The 20,820-nt window shown below is 33.9% G+C and carries 19 protein-coding genes; 11 read left to right on the top strand and 8 right to left on the bottom strand.

Annotation, left to right across the window (positions count from 1 at the left end):
• Window positions 1–123: 123 nt before the first annotated feature.
• Complete coding sequence (locus tag QDN89_RS10465) at window positions 124–324, bottom strand: helix-turn-helix domain-containing protein (protein WP_280770077.1); 201 nt, start codon at window positions 322–324, stop codon at window positions 124–126.
• Window positions 325–809: 485 nt separating this feature from the next.
• On the opposite strand from QDN89_RS10465, the gene QDN89_RS10460 reads away from it, so the two are divergent.
• Entirely contained in the window at window positions 810–1,565 is a 756-nt protein-coding gene (locus QDN89_RS10460) for a M48 family metallopeptidase (protein ID WP_280770076.1), read from the top strand.
• A 12-nt stretch (window positions 1,566–1,577) separates the two neighbouring features.
• Here QDN89_RS10460 and QDN89_RS10455 read toward each other — a convergent pair whose 3' ends face one another.
• From QDN89_RS10455 to QDN89_RS10445, 3 genes are read right to left on the bottom strand one after another with little or no spacing between them, the layout of a single operon-like run.
• Window positions 1,578–4,511, bottom strand: coding sequence for a type I restriction endonuclease subunit R (locus QDN89_RS10455; RefSeq protein ID WP_280770075.1), 2,934 nt, complete (start codon window positions 4,509–4,511; stop codon window positions 1,578–1,580).
• A complete protein-coding gene (locus QDN89_RS10450; RefSeq protein WP_280770074.1) occupies window positions 4,508–5,767 on the bottom strand; it encodes a restriction endonuclease subunit S in 1,260 nt (419 codons plus the stop codon). The genes QDN89_RS10455 and QDN89_RS10450 overlap by 4 nt, the downstream gene beginning before the upstream one ends.
• On the bottom strand, window positions 5,757–7,238 hold the full coding sequence (locus QDN89_RS10445) for a type I restriction-modification system subunit M (RefSeq protein ID WP_280770073.1): 1,482 nt from the start codon (window positions 7,236–7,238) through the stop codon (window positions 5,757–5,759). Before QDN89_RS10445 ends, QDN89_RS10450 begins: the two co-directional genes overlap by 11 nt.
• Before the next feature lie 472 nt (window positions 7,239–7,710).
• On the opposite strand from QDN89_RS10445, the gene QDN89_RS10440 reads away from it, so the two are divergent.
• The 6 genes from QDN89_RS10440 (at window position 7,711) to QDN89_RS10420 (ending at window position 10,110) form a co-directional block, all read left to right on the top strand.
• Window positions 7,711–7,947, top strand: a complete 237-nt coding sequence (locus QDN89_RS10440) for a zinc-ribbon domain-containing protein (RefSeq protein WP_280770072.1) — start codon at window positions 7,711–7,713, stop codon at window positions 7,945–7,947.
• Window positions 7,948–7,956: 9 nt separating this feature from the next.
• Window positions 7,957–8,247 (top strand): zinc-ribbon domain-containing protein, encoded by a 291-nt coding sequence (locus QDN89_RS10435; RefSeq protein WP_280770071.1) that lies wholly within the window; start codon window positions 7,957–7,959, stop codon window positions 8,245–8,247.
• On the top strand, window positions 8,229–9,209 hold the full coding sequence (locus QDN89_RS10430; protein ID WP_425335396.1) for a zinc-ribbon domain-containing protein: 981 nt from the start codon (window positions 8,229–8,231) through the stop codon (window positions 9,207–9,209). The genes QDN89_RS10435 and QDN89_RS10430 overlap by 19 nt, the downstream gene beginning before the upstream one ends.
• Entirely contained in the window at window positions 9,209–9,472 is a 264-nt protein-coding gene (locus QDN89_RS10425; protein ID WP_425335395.1) for a zinc-ribbon domain-containing protein, read from the top strand. The genes QDN89_RS10430 and QDN89_RS10425 overlap by 1 nt, the downstream gene beginning before the upstream one ends.
• An 11-nt stretch (window positions 9,473–9,483) precedes the next feature.
• Complete coding sequence (locus QDN89_RS21995) at window positions 9,484–9,606, top strand: zinc-ribbon domain-containing protein (protein WP_425335390.1); 123 nt, start codon at window positions 9,484–9,486, stop codon at window positions 9,604–9,606.
• A 339-nt stretch (window positions 9,607–9,945) separates the two neighbouring features.
• Window positions 9,946–10,110, top strand: a complete 165-nt coding sequence (locus QDN89_RS10420; RefSeq protein ID WP_280770068.1) for a hypothetical protein — start codon at window positions 9,946–9,948, stop codon at window positions 10,108–10,110.
• A 154-nt stretch (window positions 10,111–10,264) separates the two neighbouring features.
• Here QDN89_RS10420 and QDN89_RS10415 read toward each other — a convergent pair whose 3' ends face one another.
• Genes QDN89_RS10415 through QDN89_RS10405 form a run of 3 tightly spaced genes read right to left on the bottom strand, consistent with a single transcriptional unit; the run spans window position 10,265 to window position 11,997 of the window.
• A complete protein-coding gene (locus QDN89_RS10415) occupies window positions 10,265–11,056 on the bottom strand; it encodes a hypothetical protein (protein WP_280770067.1) in 792 nt (263 codons plus the stop codon).
• Window positions 11,037–11,243 carry a helix-turn-helix domain-containing protein gene (locus QDN89_RS10410; protein WP_280770066.1) on the bottom strand — a complete coding sequence of 69 codons (207 nt, stop codon included), beginning with the start codon at window positions 11,241–11,243 and terminating at the stop codon, window positions 11,037–11,039. Before QDN89_RS10410 ends, QDN89_RS10415 begins: the two co-directional genes overlap by 20 nt.
• Complete coding sequence (locus QDN89_RS10405; RefSeq protein WP_280770065.1) at window positions 11,227–11,997, bottom strand: rolling circle replication-associated protein; 771 nt, start codon at window positions 11,995–11,997, stop codon at window positions 11,227–11,229. Before QDN89_RS10405 ends, QDN89_RS10410 begins: the two co-directional genes overlap by 17 nt.
• Before the next feature lie 729 nt (window positions 11,998–12,726).
• Between QDN89_RS10405 and QDN89_RS10400 the strand changes: the two genes are divergently transcribed.
• From QDN89_RS10400 to QDN89_RS10385, 4 genes are all read left to right on the top strand, one after another.
• Window positions 12,727–13,023 (top strand): hypothetical protein, encoded by a 297-nt coding sequence (locus QDN89_RS10400; protein WP_280770064.1) that lies wholly within the window; start codon window positions 12,727–12,729, stop codon window positions 13,021–13,023.
• A gap of 319 nt (window positions 13,024–13,342) precedes the next feature.
• Window positions 13,343–14,827 (top strand): hypothetical protein, encoded by a 1,485-nt coding sequence (locus QDN89_RS10395; RefSeq protein ID WP_280770063.1) that lies wholly within the window; start codon window positions 13,343–13,345, stop codon window positions 14,825–14,827.
• 664 nt (window positions 14,828–15,491) lie between these two features.
• On the top strand, window positions 15,492–17,549 hold the full coding sequence (locus tag QDN89_RS10390; protein WP_280770062.1) for an ATP-dependent nuclease: 2,058 nt from the start codon (window positions 15,492–15,494) through the stop codon (window positions 17,547–17,549).
• Window positions 17,550–17,551: 2 nt separating this feature from the next.
• Complete coding sequence (locus QDN89_RS10385; RefSeq protein ID WP_280770061.1) at window positions 17,552–19,627, top strand: UvrD-helicase domain-containing protein; 2,076 nt, start codon at window positions 17,552–17,554, stop codon at window positions 19,625–19,627.
• Between the two features lie 131 nt (window positions 19,628–19,758).
• Here the strand turns inward: QDN89_RS10385 and QDN89_RS10380 are convergent, their stop codons facing one another.
• Window positions 19,759–20,004, bottom strand: coding sequence for a hypothetical protein (locus QDN89_RS10380; RefSeq protein ID WP_280770060.1), 246 nt, complete (start codon window positions 20,002–20,004; stop codon window positions 19,759–19,761).
• Window positions 20,005–20,820: the final 816 nt, after the last annotated feature.

Below are 20,820 nucleotides of genomic sequence, written 5' to 3'. Positions count from 1 at the left end.
TATAGAAGAGAGTGCATAACTTGCAGCACATCTCTATTCAACATTGAGATGTAGCAGCATTTGCCACTTCTACTATACATAATTATAGTTCGATTAATCAACAGAACTCTCTGTATATGTGATTTAATCATGGATATTTATCGGAGTTTCTTCACCAAGCCATTGTAAAAAAACTGATTTTAATATCTTAATTCTTTTACCTACCTTTACTGTGTGGAACTGATTCGAGGCTACTAGCTCATACGATTGTCGACGACCAATACCCAATATTTCTTGAATATCATTTACATTTAATACTTCCGGGTAGTTATTTAATTTTCGCATGTGAAAACTCCTTACTTTAGATTATTTGACTAAGAATATTGAATGATGAAAATTTTAATATTTTATTGAGGTCTAGACCCTAATAATGCTAATGATGTATTACAATGATTTATAATGATTTCAGCTGATTTCTAATGATAATTATAACTTTTAATAGTCGATTCCTCATAATCGAGTAGGGCTTAATTTCAGGTATTCTACATAGATTCACAGTGATGAAGATATAGAAGCACGGATGTAGGGTGTTAATTTTAACTAATTTCTCCATTTTTCTCGGAATAGCTTTAAAATTACTGTAGGATCTAAAAATTTCAAAAAAATTCTGAGGGCTAATAGTTTTAATTAAACCCTTCGGGTATTGAAGTTCGGTGCCCCCCCTTTTTATTAGAAGGTTTTATAGAGAAAGATGCTTCATTACTTTCACTACTCAATTGACCTTCATAATAAGACAAGCTACAATTTATATAGAAAGAGGTGTTGTATCAATGCCCTGCTTTGTTTTCGGGAAAACAACAATAGACTATCAACTTGAATACAGCTCCGACAGTAAAGATATTCTCATAACCGTGGAATGGCTAAATGGTGTGAAAGTAACGGCGCCTCGTGATACAAATGAGCAACAACTTCAAAAGTTGTTACATAAGAAAGCACCATGGATTCTAACTAAATGGAAGGCATTCAATGAAATCATAGATAAGCCAGCACCAAAGGAATTTGTTAGTGGTGAGAAATTCACTTATTTAGGAAGGAACTATCGTTTGAAGGTACATAAAAAAGAGGAAATAAACAATGTTCGTCTTGCCTTTAACAGAGGGAAATTCATAAGTGAAGTTCCCGCCCATTTTTCAGAAGAAGAGAAAAACGAGGAATTTTCTACTGCTTTTAAAAAGTGGTACAACACGCAAGGAGAAAAAAAATTAAATGAAAGACTTGCCATATATACGGAGAAGATGAACATTGTTCCTGAGAAAGTGAAGCTAAAAGAGCAGAAAATGCGATGGGGGACATGCACACCTAATGGGTCTCTCTATTTAAACTGGAGAATCATTATGGCTCCTATTCCGATTGTTGATTACCTCTTAGTTCATGAACTTGCTCACCTAAAACACCCAAATCATTCAAAAGAATTCTGGCGGTTAGTAAGGTCCATCATACCTGATTATGAACAGCGTAAGGAGTGGCTTCGAGTAAACGGGCCAAGGTTAACCATCGAACACAAAAGCCCTCATATGACAACGTGAGGGCTTCTTACTTTACTTTCTATAATGCACCGCTGCTAAATCCATTAGCTGCTGGGTGACGGCTTCTAGTTTCTTTTTGTCCACTTTGTTTCGAAGTTTCTTTTTGATTTCACTCCTCATCTCACGCTTTACATCGTCTTTCTCTGTCCACTCGATCACCGCTTTGGATTGTACGATTCCTGTCACGATAAACGTAAAGTCTTTCAAATCTTCGTTTTCTTCGTCTGGCAACTCATGTTCAAGCATTTGGAAAAAGGGATACTGTTCACGAGTAAAGCCGTGTTCTTCGCCTTTTTGTGTGGTGTGACGCATATCATTGACCATCTCACGTAATGATTCCACCAGGTCAATAATCTCCATCTGATTCGCTCGTCTTGAATTAATCAGATCTTCCAATTTTTCTTTCAGGGAGGAATAGTACACGGGATTCTCGTCCATCTTTACTTTGATCTCATGACGAATCGCATGCTCCATTTCGGATGCTTTTGCATCTTCACTCTGCGTTTCATTTAATTTCTCTTCGAATTTATTAGATAAGATATCAATCGGATCATGTAATATTTCAACTGAAGATGCATGTAAATGTTCTGCAATTAATTGGCGAACTTTCTCCCCACACTCTGTGATGTCCATCCCCTCTTCACGGTACCGAGACTTGGCCAATTGGCGAACCTTTCCGAGAAACTTCAAGTCATCCACATAAGATTGTGCTTTTGGATTCGGCATCACCATGTCCATGCTCTCAGCAAAACGTTTGAACGCTGTCTCAAATTCGTTTCGAACATCTTCTGGTTCAAGCACTTGCACACACGCATCTGGATTGCTTTTATTAATATAATCAAAGTAGTTTACCGCCGCACGGTGGCGAGATTGTAAACGTGGAATCTCACTATCGATCGGGCGTAACGCCCCTTGGATATCACTTTTCGTAAAAATTCCAAGAGCTTCTTCTAAAAATCGAGACACGCCGTAATAATCGACGATCAAGCCATAATCTTTCTTATCATAGGTTCGGTTCGTTCTTGCAATCGCTTGAAGCAAGTTATGTTCCTTAATTGGCTTGTCTAAATACATCACTTGTTCAATCGGGGCATCAAACCCTGTTAACAACTTATCGCAAACAATAATAAAGGCTAATTTACTTTTTGAAAAAGGTTTTTTAAAGTTTTCAATCTGTTTCTTTTCATCATCCGTAGCCAAATGGTGCTTTTTCATCTCTGGTTTGTCATTATGTCCTCCAGATATGATAACGACGGATTCATAGTCACTGAGTTCATCTAGCTTTTCCTTGTACATCACCGCTGCTTCACGAGAGACAGCGACAATCTGTGCTTTAAATCCATTTGGTTCAATATGAGTTTGATAATGTTCGATAATGTCTAACGCAATTTGTTCAATCCGTTTTGGTGAGGAAATAATCGCTTGCTCATTGGCATATTTCTTTTTGATTTCTTCACGGGTGTCTTCATCATAATCACGGAATTTTCGGTCAAATAATTGATCAAGAGTTTCCCCGTGAACGTGCAAATTCGATAGACGAGCTTCATAAAAGATCGGAACGGTCGCTCCATCATCTACGGCTTGTTCAATCGTATATTTATCGATATAAGGACCGAATGTTGCTGTCGTACTCTTGTCCTCTTTATCAATTGGCGTCCCTGTAAAACCAAGGTAACATGCATTTGGCATCGCTGTGCGCATGTTCATCGCTAACCCTTTATACTGACTACGGTGAGATTCATCGATCATCACAAAGATATTTTCCGATGTCGAAAGCTCAGGATAGGATCCCATCTCTTTATCTTCTTGGAACTTCTGTACAAGCGTCATAATTGTGGAACCTGGTCCTTGAGAAAGCAACCCCTTCAGTTGCTTGACTCCTTCTGCTTGCTGAGGGTTAGGAAACCCACATCGGCGAAAGGTCTCTGTTATTTGAGTATCCAGGTCTTTACGGTCTGTCACAAGAACAATAGTTGGGTTTCCCAACGCTTCGAGGCGACGAAGTTTCACGGCCAGGTAGAGCATTGTTAAAGACTTACCACTGCCTTGCGTATGCCATACAACACCACCACGATCTTTTGCTGATTTCGCATAAAGAATGCGATCGATCGCTTTTCTCACGGCACGGAACTGTTGGTAACGGGCCAACTTCTTAATCATTCGACCCCCTTCAGGTTCATAAACAATGAAGTTTTGCACGAGGTCGAGGAGACTTTGTTTTGTCAGCATGCCAGCTGCTAAAATATCTTGTGGTGTTGGAGTATCACCAATTTCAGCTGTTGTTAACGGGTATGGATCTTTCCAAAGACCGTAATGCTTTACCTGTGCTCCGATCGTTCCTACTCTAGCACGATCATTACTTGAAACGACCATGAACTGGTTGTAGTGAAATAGCCGCTCCTGTTCGTCTTGGTAACGGGTTAACTGCTTGACTCCTTGGCCAATTTGTTCATTAATACTTAGCATCGGACTTTTACATTCAATCACAACAAGAGGGAGGCCATTAACAAAAATAATCAGATCAGGTCGGATATTGCCCTTGGGATTCGTAATGCTAAACTGATCAACGACAAGGTACTCGTTGTTTTCAGGATTAGCAAAATCAATCAGCTTGACCGTTTGGTTCTTTTTGCCCTTTCCAAGGTCTTGTTGTACAGATATGTAGTTCACCAGCATATCATGGAACTTTTCATTTGCTTCCATGACGCTAGTCGCTTCGATGTAGAGGATAGAACGTAATACCTTCCGAGCATTGTTTTCATTCATCCATGGATTCAAACGTGTCAACGCACGGGCTAAACGATCCCTAAGAATAACATCATTCGCTGTTTCCCGTTCAGTATCCAAAGAAGGACCATGAAGATAATCATAGTCCATTCCTTGAAGCTGTTGGATCAATCTATTTTCAACGAGTTGCTTTTCATTCCATTCTGAAGTTGAGGTCATCTTGTTACCTCCATTTCATTTACGTGGACACGAATCTTGCCAGTTAGTAGGACTTGCATTAAACCTATTTTAATAGACTGAAGTCTTTTTAAATGTTGTTTATTCACTTCTAATGTTTTTTCAATAGAAGTAAGAGTTGTTGCTATTTTCTGTTGTTCCTCAATCGGTGGTATAGCAACCTTTCGCTTAAACCAATCTTCAACTCTAAATAACATCTTTTCAATATGAACACCTACACTTGATAAAAGAAAATAATGTATTATTTTTGGATGGCGAATATACCACCTGAAAAAGTCCATTTCCAATGTATGTTTTACTAATAATGTATGATATTCATTAGAAACAATTGCACCATCTAAAGATGGTGGCACAACTTCACAAGCACCGTGGACGATTTGTCGTTTAGATATTAAAAAGTCACCACTTTTAATATAAAACTGATTTTTTACTTTTACCTGATGACCGTACAATTCGCCTCTTGGAACAACACCACCATGTCTTCGTTTTACAGTAACAAGTTGATAAAGTTCATCATCCTTCATTTTCATCGGCCGCTTTACTAATTCTAAAATATCCCCTAGTTGAACTACTTCCCATTCTTCAGGAATCACACCAATCTCCGTTTCCTTAAACTTCGTATGTCTAATTCCTTTTGTAAGAAGCTGTTGCATTAACCCTTTTTTCACTTTTTCCGTTTGCTCGATGATCGCTACTGTTTTTTCAATGGCGTTATCAACTGAAGTAAGGATTGCTGCGATTTTATTTTGTTGATTTATAGGTGGGATAAGTGCGTGTATCGATTCAATTTGTTTAGAACTAATATTAGGCTGCGCTCCTCCAACAGCATCGACGTTAATAAGGTTTTTAAAACTATCCTTTTGAACTAGGAATTTCAAAAAATTATTTGATAACTTATTTTCATCCTTAATATCAAAAGTTCCAACACGTTGATTTAATAACAATGGAAGATTGTCACTGATTACTTGTCCAGTCTTTCCCGTTGTAGCTCCTGACATTGCAATAACGATATGTTCTTCTTTAAGGCTATATCTATTAGTATTTTCTGCCACTTTATTAGAAACAAATGCAGCATTATCTAAGTTAATTCCATTTTCTTTAATGTTAGCAATTCTTAACACTGGTACTGTACCCTCTTCACTAAAATCTTGACTTTTAAAAGCAAATCCTCCTATTAAATTTAAGTATTCACCTAATGGAGAGAAAGTCCAATCTTTAGGAATAAAATTATTCATCATAACCCAACTCCTTCAAGTAATCGTACATCTTCTCTTCAATTTGATTTCGTTCTTTCTCTAATGCTCGAAGTTCGGCTATTGCTTGAGGTACATCAATCTGTTCTTCTTCTTCTGTTGTATCAATATATCTTGCAATGTTTAAATTAAAGTCATTTTCTTTAATTTCAGCTAACGGAACAACACGACAGTACTTCTCTAATTCTTCACCATTGTCATAAGCTGATACAATCTTCTCAATATCTTGATCTCGAAGTATATTTTGATTCTTTCCTTCTTGATAATCATCTGCGCCATGGATAAAGAATACTTTCCCCTTATTACTCTCATCTTTATTACGGTTCAATACGAGAATACAAGCTGGAATTCCAGTGCCGTAGAATAGCTTAGAGGGTAAACCAATGACCGCTTCTAATAAGTCTTCTTCAAGGAGCCCTTGACGAATCTTTCCTTCTACACCACCACGGAAAAGAATCCCGTGCGGCATCACCACTCCAGCTTTTCCTTCATGATTAAGTGTAGATACCATATGCTGAACAAACGCTAAGTCACCTTTGTCTTTAGGAGGCATACCGAATCGGAAACGACCGTACTGATCACTTTCTGCTTCTTCTCTTCCCCAGTTACTTAAACTAAAGGGAGGATTGGCGATGACACGATCGTAAAGAATGAGTTCTCCATCTTCTAACAATTTAGGATCACGGATCGTATCGCCTCTTTCAATGCGGTGATCGCTCATGCCATGTAAGAGCAAGTTCATTTTACAGATAGCCCACGTACTTAAGTTACGCTCTTGACCGTGGAGGGTCAAGTTCCGTGGGTTACCTCCTGTTGACTTGATGTAATCGACCGATTGAATGAGCATTCCGCCTGATCCAACCGTAGGGTCACTAACTCTCATGCCTTCTTCTGGTTTAATCAGGTTGACAATAAGCTCAACCACTTTACTCGGCGTATAAAACTCTCCACCTTTTTTCCCAGCGTCATCGGCAAACTGCTTGATGAGATACTCATAGGCTCGTCCTAACATATCAGGTTCAGATAGATGGTCATTTCGTAAATCAATCGCTGTAAAATGCTGAACTAGTTGTAACAGCAAGCTATCTGGGAGCTTCTCTTTGTCGTTAAAATCGATACTTGCCAACACACCTTGCAGTGATGGATTTTCTTCCTCTAATGATTCAAATGCTTTATTGATCATGTCACCAATGTCTTGAGTTGTCGCTTGGATGTTCTTCCAACGAGCACGTTCGGAAACGAAAAATTGGTGTTCATCAGGATCATGCCACCCGTAATCGTCGCCTTCTTCTTTCTCAATCTTCTCTGCTGTTTCAACAAATACATCATTTAATCGCTTTAAAAACAGCAATCCGAATATGTAATTTTTATAGTCCGAAGAGTCAATGCTTCCTCGTAAGATGTTAGCTGATTCCCACAAATGTGATTCTAGTTGTTGTAACGTAAGTTTACTCATTTTCTTCCTCCATTAGGTCAGTTACTTTTTATGTATCTATCAATACTATACCAAAATTCCTACTACAACAGTACCCATAATCTGGAATGCTTGTATAGAGGTAAAAACCATATAAAAATGAGTAGACATTATACATATGTATGATTGTCTTTTGTAACGTTTGTGACCACCCCCCTTGTATATTTTGCTCCTTGAAAAGAAATATTGTTTAGATTATCGCTATCTATTTTATAAAGGAGAAGAAGTCAGGTGAACAGGGATAAGAAGCGCTTAATTCCTTTGAGATAAGAGTATAATTGACATTGACAGAGGGAATCAAAGAATAAGTATTCTCGATGAAGTCTTCTTAGCCGATTTAGCAAAGAAAGATCATTAAGATGGTGCCTCAAGTGCTGAAAAAACTAGTAATATGGTACTATTTAATCATAGGCTAATTTGGAAAGGAGAAAACGAAAAAGGAGAGGGAGGTATCATGAAAAGAGGAAAGACTCTAGCAGAACGATCCCCAAAATTAGCAAATGAGTTTTGTTATGAATTAAATGATGGATTAACACCTAACGATGTGGGAACCGCTGCTCTTGTTTGGTGGAAATGCAAAGAGTGTGGTCATCAATGGAAGGCACAAATATATGCACGGTTAAAAGGTCAGTGTAAATGCCAAAACTGTAAATCCCTAGCTTGGGTGAATCCGAAAATTGCAGAAGAATGATGCTATGAATTGAATGGCGATCTAACTCCTGTTAACGTCTCTGCTAATGCTGGAACCCAAGTATGGTGGGATTGCCAAACGTGTGGTTATCGATGGAAAGCTACCGTATATAGTCGAAACAAGAAAAATAACCAATGCAAGAAATGTAAAAGTTTAGCGACAACTCACTCTGACATTGCAAAAGAATGGCATCCCACCTTAAACGGAGAGCTAACACCGTATGACGTGACAAAAGGTAGTAACAAAAAAAATGGTGGCAATGTTCTAATAAAACGAAGCATATATGGGATGCAACGGTGAATAGTCGAGCAATAGGAGGGAATGGTTGCCGATACTGTGGCAGTAGCAATCAAAATTCGGTAACAGAGCTTACGTATTATCTTGCTCTTGCTGATGTATTCTCTGATACAAAGAGTGGTGAAAAACTCACTAAACAAAAGAAAGAAGCGGATATTTATATCCCCACTCTAATGCTGGCCATTGAATATGACGGGGAATATTATCATAGAACGGAAAATCATAAAAAGAATGATGAAGAAAAGAATTATGCTTTTGAAGAACAAGGTATTCAGTTAGTTCGGATCCATGAAAAAGAGTCTATTGAATTAGAACCTTCTTCTTGTCATATCATCCCATATAACATTAATAAGGTCGATTCCTTACGAGTTTGCTATGACCAATTACTTGATTTCATGGAACAAACTTATCAAGAAATTGATGTACAAGAGAAAATTAAAAAAGTGAGATTGATTAATATTTATGATAAACGAAAAGAGGCTCATCTTTTTATCAATGAAGTTCCTAAAGAAAAGAGCTTGGGTTATTTGTTTCCAAGTCTAATTGATGAATGGCATCAAGCACGAAATGGTGACGTCACACCATATGATGTCTATGCTTATACACATGATAAATACTACTGGCTATGTTCAGAAGGTCATGAGTATAATGCAAGTCCTGCTAAACGTGCAAAAGAAAGCACGAAATGCCCGTATTGTTATGGAAAAGGCAGTGCGAAAATCCTTATGTTTGAAACTTCGGTTGCGGGTGTTTTCCCTCATCTTGTGAAAGAATGGCATCCTACATTAAATGAGTTGCAATCTTATGAAGTTGCAGCGTATTCAAATCAGAAATTTTGGTGGCAATGCTTGAAAGATGAACGACATGTTTGGGAATCCTCTCCTGATAAACGAGGGGGGGGAATCGAGGATGCCTATATTGCACAGGTCAAAAAGTGCTTGTGGAAGAGAGCTTTGCAGAATTAATGCCTAACTTGCTTGAAGAGTGGAATTATGACAAAAATGATGAAATCGGAATCAAACCTACCGAAATCAGCATTGGATCCAATCGCTATGTATGGTGGAATTGTCCAAAAGATGAACGACATGTTTATGACGCAAGTCCACATCAGCGAAAATCAGGCAGAGGGTGTGCTTATTGCGCAGGAAAACGAGTGTTGTACGAGGAAAGTCTAGAGTATGTAAAATCAAATATAGCGAGCCAATGGCATCTAACAAAGAATAAGTAAAACCAAGTGAAGTGAAAATCAAGTCGGGAAAAACCGTGTGGTGGAAGTGCCCTACTTGCAATCATGATTGGGAAGATAAGATTATCAGGCGAACAACAACGAATGAGGGGTGGAAGTGCCCTGAGTGTAATTAAAATATCAGAATTTTATTAAACTAAAGGTTAGAGTATTTGGAAGATGGAGAGATACGCTCGTTTTGGTGATGTCTAATCAACTAAGCTCCCAATACTTCAACAAAGACCGATAATTTGCGAGTAGACACATTTCTACCTACTTATATCATGTAAGGGAAGTTTTGTTTTAGGTTATGACGGATTTGTTGTTGTTGATATCAATAAGAACAGCAAGCTGATTTCGTATTATTATTTTAGAGAGCCTTGTAACTAAGTATGCATCACGACAACAGATGTACTTTGATATAGTTGCTTCTGAGAACTTGATTCAGTTATAATTTGATAAAGGAGAGTGCTCTCATGACAAGTAGATATAAAGTAAACCACGATATTGAGAAACTCCACGACTTAGCAGAAGAATCAACGGGTGGCATTTTTGCCTTTCCAATTAAATTAAAAAAACAACGTCAAGAAGCAGATAAAGAAATGCAGAATATAATCAAGGCTTATAAGGTTAAGAAGTAAAGTCCCTCTAATTAGGGACTTTTTTTGCTATACTATCTCCTTATTATTAGAGAAGATCGTTTCTTTATCTATATTCTTTTTTGGATATTTATAAAAAGTAGTTGACGAACATCAATTGTACGTCCACTCATCTATAAAAAGTTAGAGACTCTGCTCAGTTATTAAACATTAAAATGTCTTCCTGGTCTTCAAAGATACTACTTGGGTAGTCCGAGTTGTTAATATTTTTAGAATATACATTTACATTAATGAATCCACCTCTTTTGTCATATATCTCTGCTGATTCCTGATAGGGGAAACTAAGTAAGCCTCTTTTCTTTATATGGTCTTCAGCCTTTTCATTGCGGCGAATTTTAGGATTTTTTAAATTGTACTTAAACACTGAACGTGTTTTGATAGTGCATAATGGACTTTTAAGAGTAGTGGTTAAGATCTCAACAAATGTATCCATCATCATGCTTGTATCATCGTAGTCTACAAATACTTCTTTACTTGAGAGTAAATTAACTTGCTCTTGTAACTTAGTTAATATATCTTCTTCAGAAAGGTCCTTGTAGAATGACATTAATGACATTGTACCCTGAAAGTAGTCTATATCCGTCACAATGTTTATTTTAGGATGACTACTTTCATCTTCTATTGGAAGTTCTAATACAGCAAGGTATTTAACAGCGGACAGATCAAAATATTTCTTTAGTGAGGCCGTAAACTCATCTAATATCACCTGAAGATTAGGTAAGTCGCTCATTTCCAAATGAAGTGTAAAACTTAAATTTAAATTGAGATGCTCATTTATGAAATTTTTAATGAATAGCCTCTTAAGGTTAGTAATCTGACCATCAGTATTAACTTCGAATTTAAACTTATTATGGTCACGTTTACTTTCATAATCGTAAACAAAAACTGTGGAACCACAATCAACTAGTTTAGTATGTTTCTTCTTCATGATAGTTTCCCCCTTCAATCCAATTAAGTAAGTTTTTTTTGGACACTTTAAGACGTGTACCAATTCTAGTCACGTTGAATTCTCCTGAATGGACCAGTTCGTAAGCCTGCTTTCTGCCGATTCCTAGTAGTTGTTGAATATCTGAAACATTTAGAATGTCTGGATAATCATCATTGTTCTTGCGCATATTCGATCAGCTCCTTAACGTTTTTAACATAGTAGGTGTCATATCTCGTCTCACCCGTATATGGGGAGTGATAGGCCTCGTTTTGTGTTAGCCATGGTTCACATTTATCAAGGACTTTGTGAAACTCTGCAGAGTCTTTAATATCTAAAGGAATTGGTTGTTTGAGTCCCTGTGAATGAAAATATCTTTTATTACCATTAAGTCGGTGATCATGAATCCCTTTGTTTAAATAGTAGGCCATTTTTTCATTATTCGTAGGATCAGGTGTAGCAGGCGACTTGTAGATAAATCCATATATCCAAAGCTCTTGTATGGTTTCAGTTGGAATATCTAATAAGTTACAGACAAGATGGTAGTGAATAGCTCCTTGTCTACTTTCATCCTGAAATTCTGTTACACCTATATACTGGAACTTGGGCAAGTTATGCTTATCTAAATAGTAAGAAAGCCTTTTCTTAAAAGCGCTAAACTTTTTGGCACAGCTCTTAATATCGGTAATATCTATCTCTCCAGTAGACTTGAATGTAAGTGTTAGGAAGGTATAAGAGTCTGTGAAGTTGCATTCCAGTAAGCGGCGTATTTTTTTCTTAGCACGTCGGATACTAGTTTTTAAGTTTGCTTCATAATTTTCAGTACTCTGGGTAGAGAAAGACTTACGACCACCAGAAGAGCTTCTTCCTATAATCGGTTGTTGTGATTGTTGGGTGACTTCGACGTAATTACTACTAAAGACAGCTTTTGTATATTGATTCATTAGAACACACCTTCATTTCTTAGATTCTATATTTTCGTCAGATTAATCACTATTCATCAAGTTATTTATTTACAAGCTTTTTATATGAACCCCTTTACACCGGTGTAATTTTGCTTAGCTGTTCATAGTTTTATTGTACTGATAATGCTTTAATATAGGAAACGAGTTCTCGAGCGATTCTAATCAAACAAGGGTAATTGCTATTAATCTATGTGCCTCTGAGGTCTATAAATCGAATAATTTTGAAGGTATTCTCTCGTTATTTCAAAAATAAGGCTGATTTACAATTCAACACAATGAAATCATTAAATTTTCGATTAAGTATTGTTGTGAAAATATTGTGATATATTGGTAGCAACAGCTTTTGTTTTATAGGTGAAATTAATTTATTACATACTAAGTATAAAAGTTAAGGGGGGAGATCGTTGAGTGAATTAATCTATCCTTGGATTCGATTTTGGTGTTCTAGGGAGGGCAATATCAATTTAACAAGAGAAGGATTTCTCTATAATCCAGAGTCAGAATGGGGGGGGGGATTTATAATTCTGACGTAGTTACGTTTGCCTCAATTTCTTACATGAAATGTCTAGTGTTATTAGGAGAGCCTGGAGCAGGTAAAACATATGCAATGAAGAAAGAACAAGAAGCCTATATCAACAATGAGCAAACTTTAATTATTGATCTTCGAGCATGTGGTAGTTAACAGAGAAGTAGAAATTCGCAGAAGTCATGGGGGGGATCAAAGGACAGAGAACAGATATACAAGTTAATGCTGTAGCAAGTGGTATCAGTAAAGATGAGATACAGGAGATTAGTGTTGTTATTGAATTGAAAGGTAATTGGCACCCAGAATTAAACAAAGCAATGGAAACACAACTCGTGAATCGTTACTTGAATGATAATACTTGTAGACATGGACTATATCTTGTTGGATGGTTTTATAGTGATGATTGGAAAGATGAAAATAGAAAAAGAACACTTCCAAAAATCAATTTAAATGAGGCGAGGGATAAGTTTGATAAGTAAGCAAAAGAATTGTCAAAAGAAGGTATTCAGGTAAAGGCTTATGTGATGGATATAAAGCTTTATATATTTTTTATTTTAATGTATTACTAGTAAAAAGAAACATCAAAAATAAAAATTATTGCAATAGTTACTCGTTAGAGGTAAGGGCTAATAAAAGGACGACGTTTATTTATACGTCGTCCTTTTATAAATAGTTAGATTGTATTTTTTCTTAGTTGAATGGGGATATTAAGTGTAAAAATATTAAAAGGAAAAGATAAAAATGCACCCCCACAATTATGAATATATTAAAGAGTATTTTAATGATAGAGGTTATCTATTGAAATCTATTCGATATCAAAATGCTAAAACCAAACTACTTACAATTTGTCCGAATGGGCACGATTATCCTGTTAGCTTTAATGCATTCCAAGATAAGTCTAATGGTAAACGAGGTTCAAGGTGCTCTGAATGTTGTGATATTAACAAACCACATACTCAAGAATACGTTGAAGAGTATATTTCTCAGTTCGGGTATAAATTACATTCAGAATCCAATTATAGAGGAACAAAAGCTGGGCTTTTACTAATTTGTCCCGATGGACACCATTATCCAACTACATTTGATAATTTTAAAAATCGGGGGAGGAGGTGTACAGATTGTGGTGGAAGAAGAAATACAAGGTACAGCTTAAATGAAGTTCGAACGAACATAGAGAATGAAGGGTATAAACTTATATCTGAAAGCTATCAGGGTGTTCATGAAACGTTACACCTGAAGTGTCCGGAATATCACGATTATTTTGTACAATTTGATAAGTTTAATAACTCAGGTGATAGGTGCGGTAAATGTTGGGAAGAAAAACGCATACATGGAGAAAATCACCCTAACTGGAAAGGGGGAATATCAACATTGTCCACTTATTTAAGGCGCTATATTAATAACTGGAAAAGGGATAGCCTAGCATATTATGGAGAAAAATGTATAATTACAGGCGCCGATTCTAATATAATTATTCATCATCTGTATAGTTTTCAAAGTATAGTCCTTGAAGTACTTATCGAATTAAAGTACCAGTTGTATGAATCAATAAGTGAATATTCTAATGATCAATTAAAAGCTATGTCAGTTAAATGCTTAGAAATACACTACAGATATCCTCTTGGAGTTCCTCTTGAAAAGCATGTACATGAAGAATTCCATAGTATTTATACAAAGGATAACAACACTCCCGAACAATTCTTTGATTTTTTACAACGTAATAATACTAATATGGAATCCGTACAAAACAAAAGCAAAAAACTACCTAGGAGAAAAAGAAATGCACTTACTGATTCGCAAGCCATTTCTGCATGGGAAAGAAGAAAAAGCGGTGAATCATGCAGAAGAATTGCTCAAGATTTAGGAGTTAGTGGAAGCACTATTGAAAACCTTGTAAATGGTAAGTCGTATAAACATCTTGCACTCTCAAAAGTAAAGCCACGTAATACTAAATTAGATGAAAAACAGGTTTTAACAATAAGAAAAGAACTTATAGATGGTGCATTTGGTACAATCCTAGCTAAAAAATTTAAGGTAAGTACCAGTATCATTTCAGCTATTAGAAGAGGCAGTTTAGGTCATTCGAAATCACGCTTTAAGGATTTATCTCCACTACCAGCTGGAAAAACTAAATTAGGAAGATTATCAGAACGTGACATATTAGAAATTCGTTCTAGAGGGAGAATAGAAGGTTTAAAAATGATTGCTAAAGATTTTGGAATTAGTCGTCAATTAGTTAGTGATATAATGAAAGGAAGACGGTATAAACATGTCAGCAATTAGGATGAATAGGTCATCAAAGCTTAAGGATTTTATATTTGTAATTATAGTTAGGTGAACACTGCAACATCTACACATATTTATTATCTCTTTGTCTACAGTTAGCTCTAGTCATATAGAGAATGTTGGGATTTGGAGCGAAAAAATAATAAGAGAGAGATTAAAAGAGAGTTCAAGGAGCTCTCTTTTTTTCCTGCTCTAGCATGACTGTTGTCGTTGATACAAACTTAAACAGACTAGCTTCTTTTCAACAACTTATGACGATACGCTCAGCAAAGGTACCGACGTATGGGCAAATAAAGGTTCACTACCTTTCCAGTTATGAGGTCTGCTTGAATAATTTTTGTCCTAAAAGAGTGAACTAGTCTTGTTTTTACCTGACAAGCTGGGAAGGTTTCACTCTTCTTTAATGATTGTTATAAAAGAAAAAGTAGGATTTTTAAGAATTTGGTAGTTTCTTTTTTATAAAAAGGAGGGATTTTACATTATTTAGTCGAAAATTATACTTGAACTGCAGTTTATAAGGGAAGTAGTCTAGTAAATTAGAAGTATGAATGAAAAAGCTAAATACTGAATTGAAGTTCTAGAGAAAAAAATTTAAGTAGTTGATAAAAGTAATACAAGATAATAAATATATTGAAAATTACTAAAAAATGGAGGCAATATTATGTATTTGAAAAGTTTAATGATTAAAAACTTCAGAAAATTTGGAATAGAAAATAACAAGGTAAAATTTGTTGATGCCAAAAGTTATCAAAAGCAACAAAACGAAAAGAAATTAAATATAGCTCCCACAACTACGTTAATTGTCGGGAAGAATAACGGTGGAAAAACTACTATCGTCAAAGCATTAGATAACCTTATAAACCATAATAAAGATGCATTTAAAGCAAATGATTTTAATTTCACATATTTAAAAAAACTACTTGAATATTATGATGAAATATTTAATGGAGATAGATCAAGTGAAAAAATTAATACCCCTTATCTGCAATTTAACATTGATATTGGGATTGAAGATGCTAACAATGATCTAATAACTAATATAGTACACTTTATGAGATTAGATGATATTAATAATTCGGAATTAAATATAATAGTAAATGTAGAATTGGAAGATGAAGAAGTATTTATTAGCAATGTTAGAAAATTGTTAGAAAAAAAACATAATCAAACAGTTCGTTTTAGAGGTTTTCTGGATCTAATTAATAGTTCAAGTTTTAATATTAACTACTACAATAGAGATCTAAATAAAATTGAGAATTTTAAGTTAAGAAATCTAATTGAGTTGAGGCCAATTAAAGCAAATAATATTGAAAGTGAAAAGTCACTTTCTAAAGCATTTAGTAAAATAATAGAATATCGTTATAATACACTACTTGGGAATGAAGAAAATGAAATCAATTCTAAAATAAGTGATATTAATAATGATCTTACAAGGTTAATAAGTGAAAAACATACAAATGGTTTAAATGAGTCTTTAGGAGAAATCGAATCAAATGAAAAACTTCAAGTACTTTTAAGTGCAGATTTAAATTTTCAAAAGATGATGAATACTTTAATCAAATATGAATATGTCGAGCGTGGTATGAATATACCTGAAAATCAATTTGGATTAGGTTATACAAAATTGATGATGATAATAGCGGATCTAATTGACTATATGGAGAAATATCCTGAAAATTCTTTTAATAGTAAAGTTAATATTATTTCAATTGAAGAGCCTGAAACTTTTATGCATCCGCAAATGCAAGAGTTATTTATTAAAAATATAAATGAAGCCATTGCTTCTCTATTGAAAGATAGGAACAAGAACGTAAATAGTCAGTTGATAATTACAACACATTCATCACATATACTGAACAGTAAAATACATAGTGGTAATACTTTTAATAATATAAATTACATATCAATAAAAGATAATCATACAAATGTAGTGAATTTGCAGGATGACACAATTATCCCCAAAAGTAAAAAAGGAGGTATTGAAAGGAAGAATGATCTTGAATTTCTTAAAAAGCATATTAAATATAAAGTATCAGAATTATTTTTTTCAGATGCTATTATTTTTGTTGAAGGAATGACTGAAGAAACTCTCCTTAAATTTTATATTGATAATAATGAAAAGCTCAATAAATACTATATATCAATCTTTAACATTGATGGCGCTCACGGTTTAGTTTATCACGATCTGATTAGCATTTTAAAAGTACCTGCTTTAATTATTACCGATCTAGATATTAAAAGAAATGAGGAAGAAAAGAAAGGATTTAAACAGATATGTGACTTGAAAGACAGAGTTACAACAAATGAAACAATTAAAAAGTATAATGGTGATTATAAATTAGGTACATTACAAGACAATAATTTTAACATTAATAACATGTATATTACATATCAGGATAAAATTGAAGGGTATTATGCAACAAGTTTTGAAGAAGCTTTTATTTTAACCAACTATAACAATTTAATTTTAAATAGAGTTTTATTGAAAATTAAACCAGACATTTATAAAAATATAATAAAAAAAAATAAAAGATTTAGGAACGTTAAGGAAAGTTCTTTTTTACTTCAAAGAAAGTTAACTAATAATAAAAGTGATTTTGCTAATACATTATTATATCAGCTTATAATTGAAACTGAAGATGAAAGGTTTCCTTCGTTGCCAGAATATATAGAAAAAGGGCTTACGTGGTTACTCAGAAAATTAGGAGAGGAGGAATAATAATGAATTTATTGAAAATATCTACACTAAATAAACAAAAGGAACAGAAGTCATTAAAAGCAATCTTTAATTCCATCGATAAGAGTGAAAGTTTCATTTTTAATGCTGGTGCGGGTTCTGGAAAAACATATGCTCTTATTGAGAGTTTAAAATATGTAATAAGAAATTACGAAAGAATTTTAAAGAAACACAATCAAAAGGTAATTTGTATTACATATACAAATGTTGCTACTAGAGAAGTTAAAGAAAGGCTTGGTAACACTGATTTAGTTTTAGTTTCTACAATACATGAAAGAGTATGGGAGCTTATAAGATTTTATCAGAAAGAATTAGTAGAAATCCATACAGAAAAATTAAGAGAAGAGATTTATAGTTTAAATCAGAAATTGAAGTTTGGTGAAGAATATCGAAAATATCAACAATTAGATACTACACAAAAAGAAAACTTTAAAAAAATTATGATCGAGAATAAGGATCTTTTTTATCAAAATTATAGTGTTAAAGCAGCACCATTGAAAGAGGTGTTCCATCCTCTATTAAAAGAATACTCTGATATACTTAGAAACGTTAGCCATTTTAGAAAAATAGTCAGCACTGTTTACAAAGTAGAAAATTATTACAAATGTTATAAAAATATAAAATCAAATGAAAAAGGATATGAATCTGTAGAATACAATTCTATTTATAATAGTGACCTACTTCATAATATGCAAATTAGCCATGATACCTTGTTAGATTATGGTTTGAAAATTATCGAAAGGTATGACCTATTAAAACAGATAATCGTAGATAAATATCCTCTAATTTTTATTGATGAGTATCAGGATACTGATCAAACAGTCGTGTCAATAATGAGTTATTTAGAAAAGTATGCAAAAAATATTGGTCATAAGAGTTTAATTGGATATTTTGGGGATACTGCTCAAAATATTTATGATAAAGGTGTAGGAAGTAAAATAACAGAAATTCACTCAGATTTAAATTATATTATTAAAGAGTTTAATAGAAGGTCTACGAAAGAGGTTATTGAGGTTATAAATAAAATAAGAAATGATGAAATTGAACAAAGATCCATTTATGATGATTGTGAAGGTGGTAGTGTAAAGTTTTATGAAGGAACTCAGGTTGATGTTAGGGAATTTATAAACAAGTATATAGAGGAATGGGATATAACAGAAAAAAATCAATTGCATTGCCTTGTATTAACGAATAAGACAGTTGCACAATATAGTGGGTTTGAGAATATATATGAAGCTTTTAAAGAGACTGATAAATATAAAGGGCTTAAATATAATCAACTTAATACGGAACTTTTAAGTAATGATTTATATAAGCTTGGTGAGATCCCAAAGTTACTTTTTAATATTATTAGATTATACAATAACCTCAAGAATATAAACACTCCGGTCATTGATATATTACCTAGAAGTAACTTTTTTGAAGATATGAAGTTAGAAGAATTAAAAGAATTAGTTAATACTTTAAATCAAGTTGAGGGGAAAACGTTAGGAGAGTATATAGTATCAATGTCAGCTATATATAACAACAACAACAATAATAATAAATATAAAAAATTAGTAGATTGGACATTGGGATTTGAAGGAATCACACATGAACTATTTAGTAATTATCTTATTGAAAGATTATTCAACAATAAATCGGACGATGATGTTGAGCATGCAAACAATACTATAGAAAAATTACTAAAAATAAATATTGATGAGTATGAGGTATGGTATAAATTTATCTCTGAAAAACAAGTGGAGAAAGTTATTTATCATACATACCATGGTACAAAAGGGCTTGAGTTTGATAATGTTATAATTATTATGGAGAATGCCTTTGGATTGAACCGAAATTATTTTAATCACTTTTTTGAAAATATAGCAAATTCGGGTGATTTAGAAGATAGGGATAAACAAAAATTTGAACAAACACAAAATCTACTATACGTTTCTTGTTCTAGGGCTATTAGAAACTTGCGAATTTTATATATTGATGATGTATCAAACTTTGAAAATGGAATAAAGGGAATATTCGGCGAAATTCATCCGTTTGAAAAAAATTTAAAAACATAAAATTATTCTCTTAACTTGCTTTTCAGATGGCTATAAATATTTTTAATTAATCTTAACAATAATTGCATTATAGATTTTCCTTAAACTGTTTCATTAATCTCGCAAAGACTTTGCGAGATTCTGTCATTACTTTAGACAAGCAAACATTCTAGTTGAGGTGCATATGCATAATTATAATAAGGGTGAGGTGTTAACCCTTGAATTTTAAATTTAGATGTTAATGATTTGGTTATCATATCTTTACTTCTAAATATTGTTTTGTTCTGGTGTTCACTTACTTGATACACAATTTTTGTTATTTGACCTGATTTTTTATCAAACTCAATTACAATTACATTATATACTTGCCCAAAAACTTTTACTTTCGGTTGTTCCATTTTTTCACTCCTTACCCTAATAGAACGATTATTTAACATGTGAATTTTTCTAATACTCCATATATTCTTGGCTAGAATATTATCATTCTAATTTTAAGTTAGTATCTTTTGGAAAAATTAATTTATATTGTATATAGTGGTTTTCTGGACTGTTTTAGAAAGTAATGTAATATTAATCACTATTTTCATAAATCCTAACAGTTACTTTATATTTTAACTATTTAATTTGAAACTAATACAATCATATTATAATAAATTATGATTCATTCATTTAATTATTATTATTGCTCATATTTAGGTGAACACTACTTACATCTTTAGTTTTTGTTATCTATAGTCAGTACACCAGTCGTGTCGAATGTAGAAATAAAACTATATTATAGACTAAGTATTTAAAAGTTGGCAAAGCTACTACATCTTACTCTTTGGTCACAATATGGTAACGCACTATCGGTAATCAAAGGATATTGTAGTTTCTATTTTGATTAACATAACCTAAATATTGTTGATTGTAGAGGCATCTAGATAATCTCAAATCATCATAGGAAACTACACTTTCTACGCTGGCAGCCAAGAGGTCAGCGGTTCGAGCCCGCTATGCTCCACCATATTTAATGTTTGCTTAGCAACGTCGAGTTTTCGGCGAAGCAAACGAACATCAGTAGTGCCCTTAGGGTGCACCATATTTAAGTGAGCTACACTACGTCGAGAAGCTACGAAGCGAATGAACATAGTAGTACTTGGAAAGTGCACCATACATAACGCTATCAACGACGCGGTTCTTCGTCCTATCGAGGAATGGTGTCGTTTTTTTAT

Origin of the sequence: Salipaludibacillus daqingensis (assembly GCF_029891575.1) — a bacterium.
In the GTDB taxonomy this organism is placed as follows: domain Bacteria; phylum Bacillota; class Bacilli; order Bacillales; family Salisediminibacteriaceae; genus Salipaludibacillus; species Salipaludibacillus daqingensis.
The sequence above is the reverse complement of the archived record's forward strand: the minus strand, read 5'-3'. Positions and strand labels throughout refer to the sequence as shown.

Excerpts from the sequence above, each read along its gene's own strand:
- QDN89_RS10450 (WP_280770074.1), bottom strand. The coding sequence starts at position 5,767 with ATGATGAATAATTTTATTCCTAAAGATTGGACTTTCTCTCCATTAGGT.
- QDN89_RS10460 (WP_280770076.1), top strand. The coding sequence starts at position 810 with ATGCCCTGCTTTGTTTTCGGGAAAACAACAATAGACTATCAACTTGAA.
- QDN89_RS10445 (WP_280770073.1), bottom strand. The coding sequence starts at position 7,238 with ATGAGTAAACTTACGTTACAACAACTAGAATCACATTTGTGGGAATCA.
- QDN89_RS10420 (WP_280770068.1), top strand. The coding sequence starts at position 9,946 with ATGACAAGTAGATATAAAGTAAACCACGATATTGAGAAACTCCACGAC.
- QDN89_RS10465 (WP_280770077.1), bottom strand. The coding sequence starts at position 324 with ATGCGAAAATTAAATAACTACCCGGAAGTATTAAATGTAAATGATATT.
- QDN89_RS10415 (WP_280770067.1), bottom strand. The coding sequence starts at position 11,056 with ATGAAGAAGAAACATACTAAACTAGTTGATTGTGGTTCCACAGTTTTT.
- QDN89_RS10405 (WP_280770065.1), bottom strand. The coding sequence starts at position 11,997 with ATGAATCAATATACAAAAGCTGTCTTTAGTAGTAATTACGTCGAAGTC.
- QDN89_RS10380 (WP_280770060.1), bottom strand. The coding sequence starts at position 20,004 with ATGGAACAACCGAAAGTAAAAGTTTTTGGGCAAGTATATAATGTAATT.
- QDN89_RS10390 (WP_280770062.1), top strand. The coding sequence starts at position 15,492 with ATGTATTTGAAAAGTTTAATGATTAAAAACTTCAGAAAATTTGGAATA.
- QDN89_RS10455 (WP_280770075.1), bottom strand. The coding sequence starts at position 4,511 with ATGACCTCAACTTCAGAATGGAATGAAAAGCAACTCGTTGAAAATAGA.
- QDN89_RS10440 (WP_280770072.1), top strand. The coding sequence starts at position 7,711 with ATGAAAAGAGGAAAGACTCTAGCAGAACGATCCCCAAAATTAGCAAAT.
- QDN89_RS10410 (WP_280770066.1), bottom strand. The coding sequence starts at position 11,243 with ATGCGCAAGAACAATGATGATTATCCAGACATTCTAAATGTTTCAGAT.
- QDN89_RS10385 (WP_280770061.1), top strand. The coding sequence starts at position 17,552 with ATGAATTTATTGAAAATATCTACACTAAATAAACAAAAGGAACAGAAG.
- QDN89_RS10425 (WP_425335395.1), top strand. The coding sequence starts at position 9,209 with ATGCCTAACTTGCTTGAAGAGTGGAATTATGACAAAAATGATGAAATC.
- QDN89_RS10400 (WP_280770064.1), top strand. The coding sequence starts at position 12,727 with ATGGGGGGGATCAAAGGACAGAGAACAGATATACAAGTTAATGCTGTA.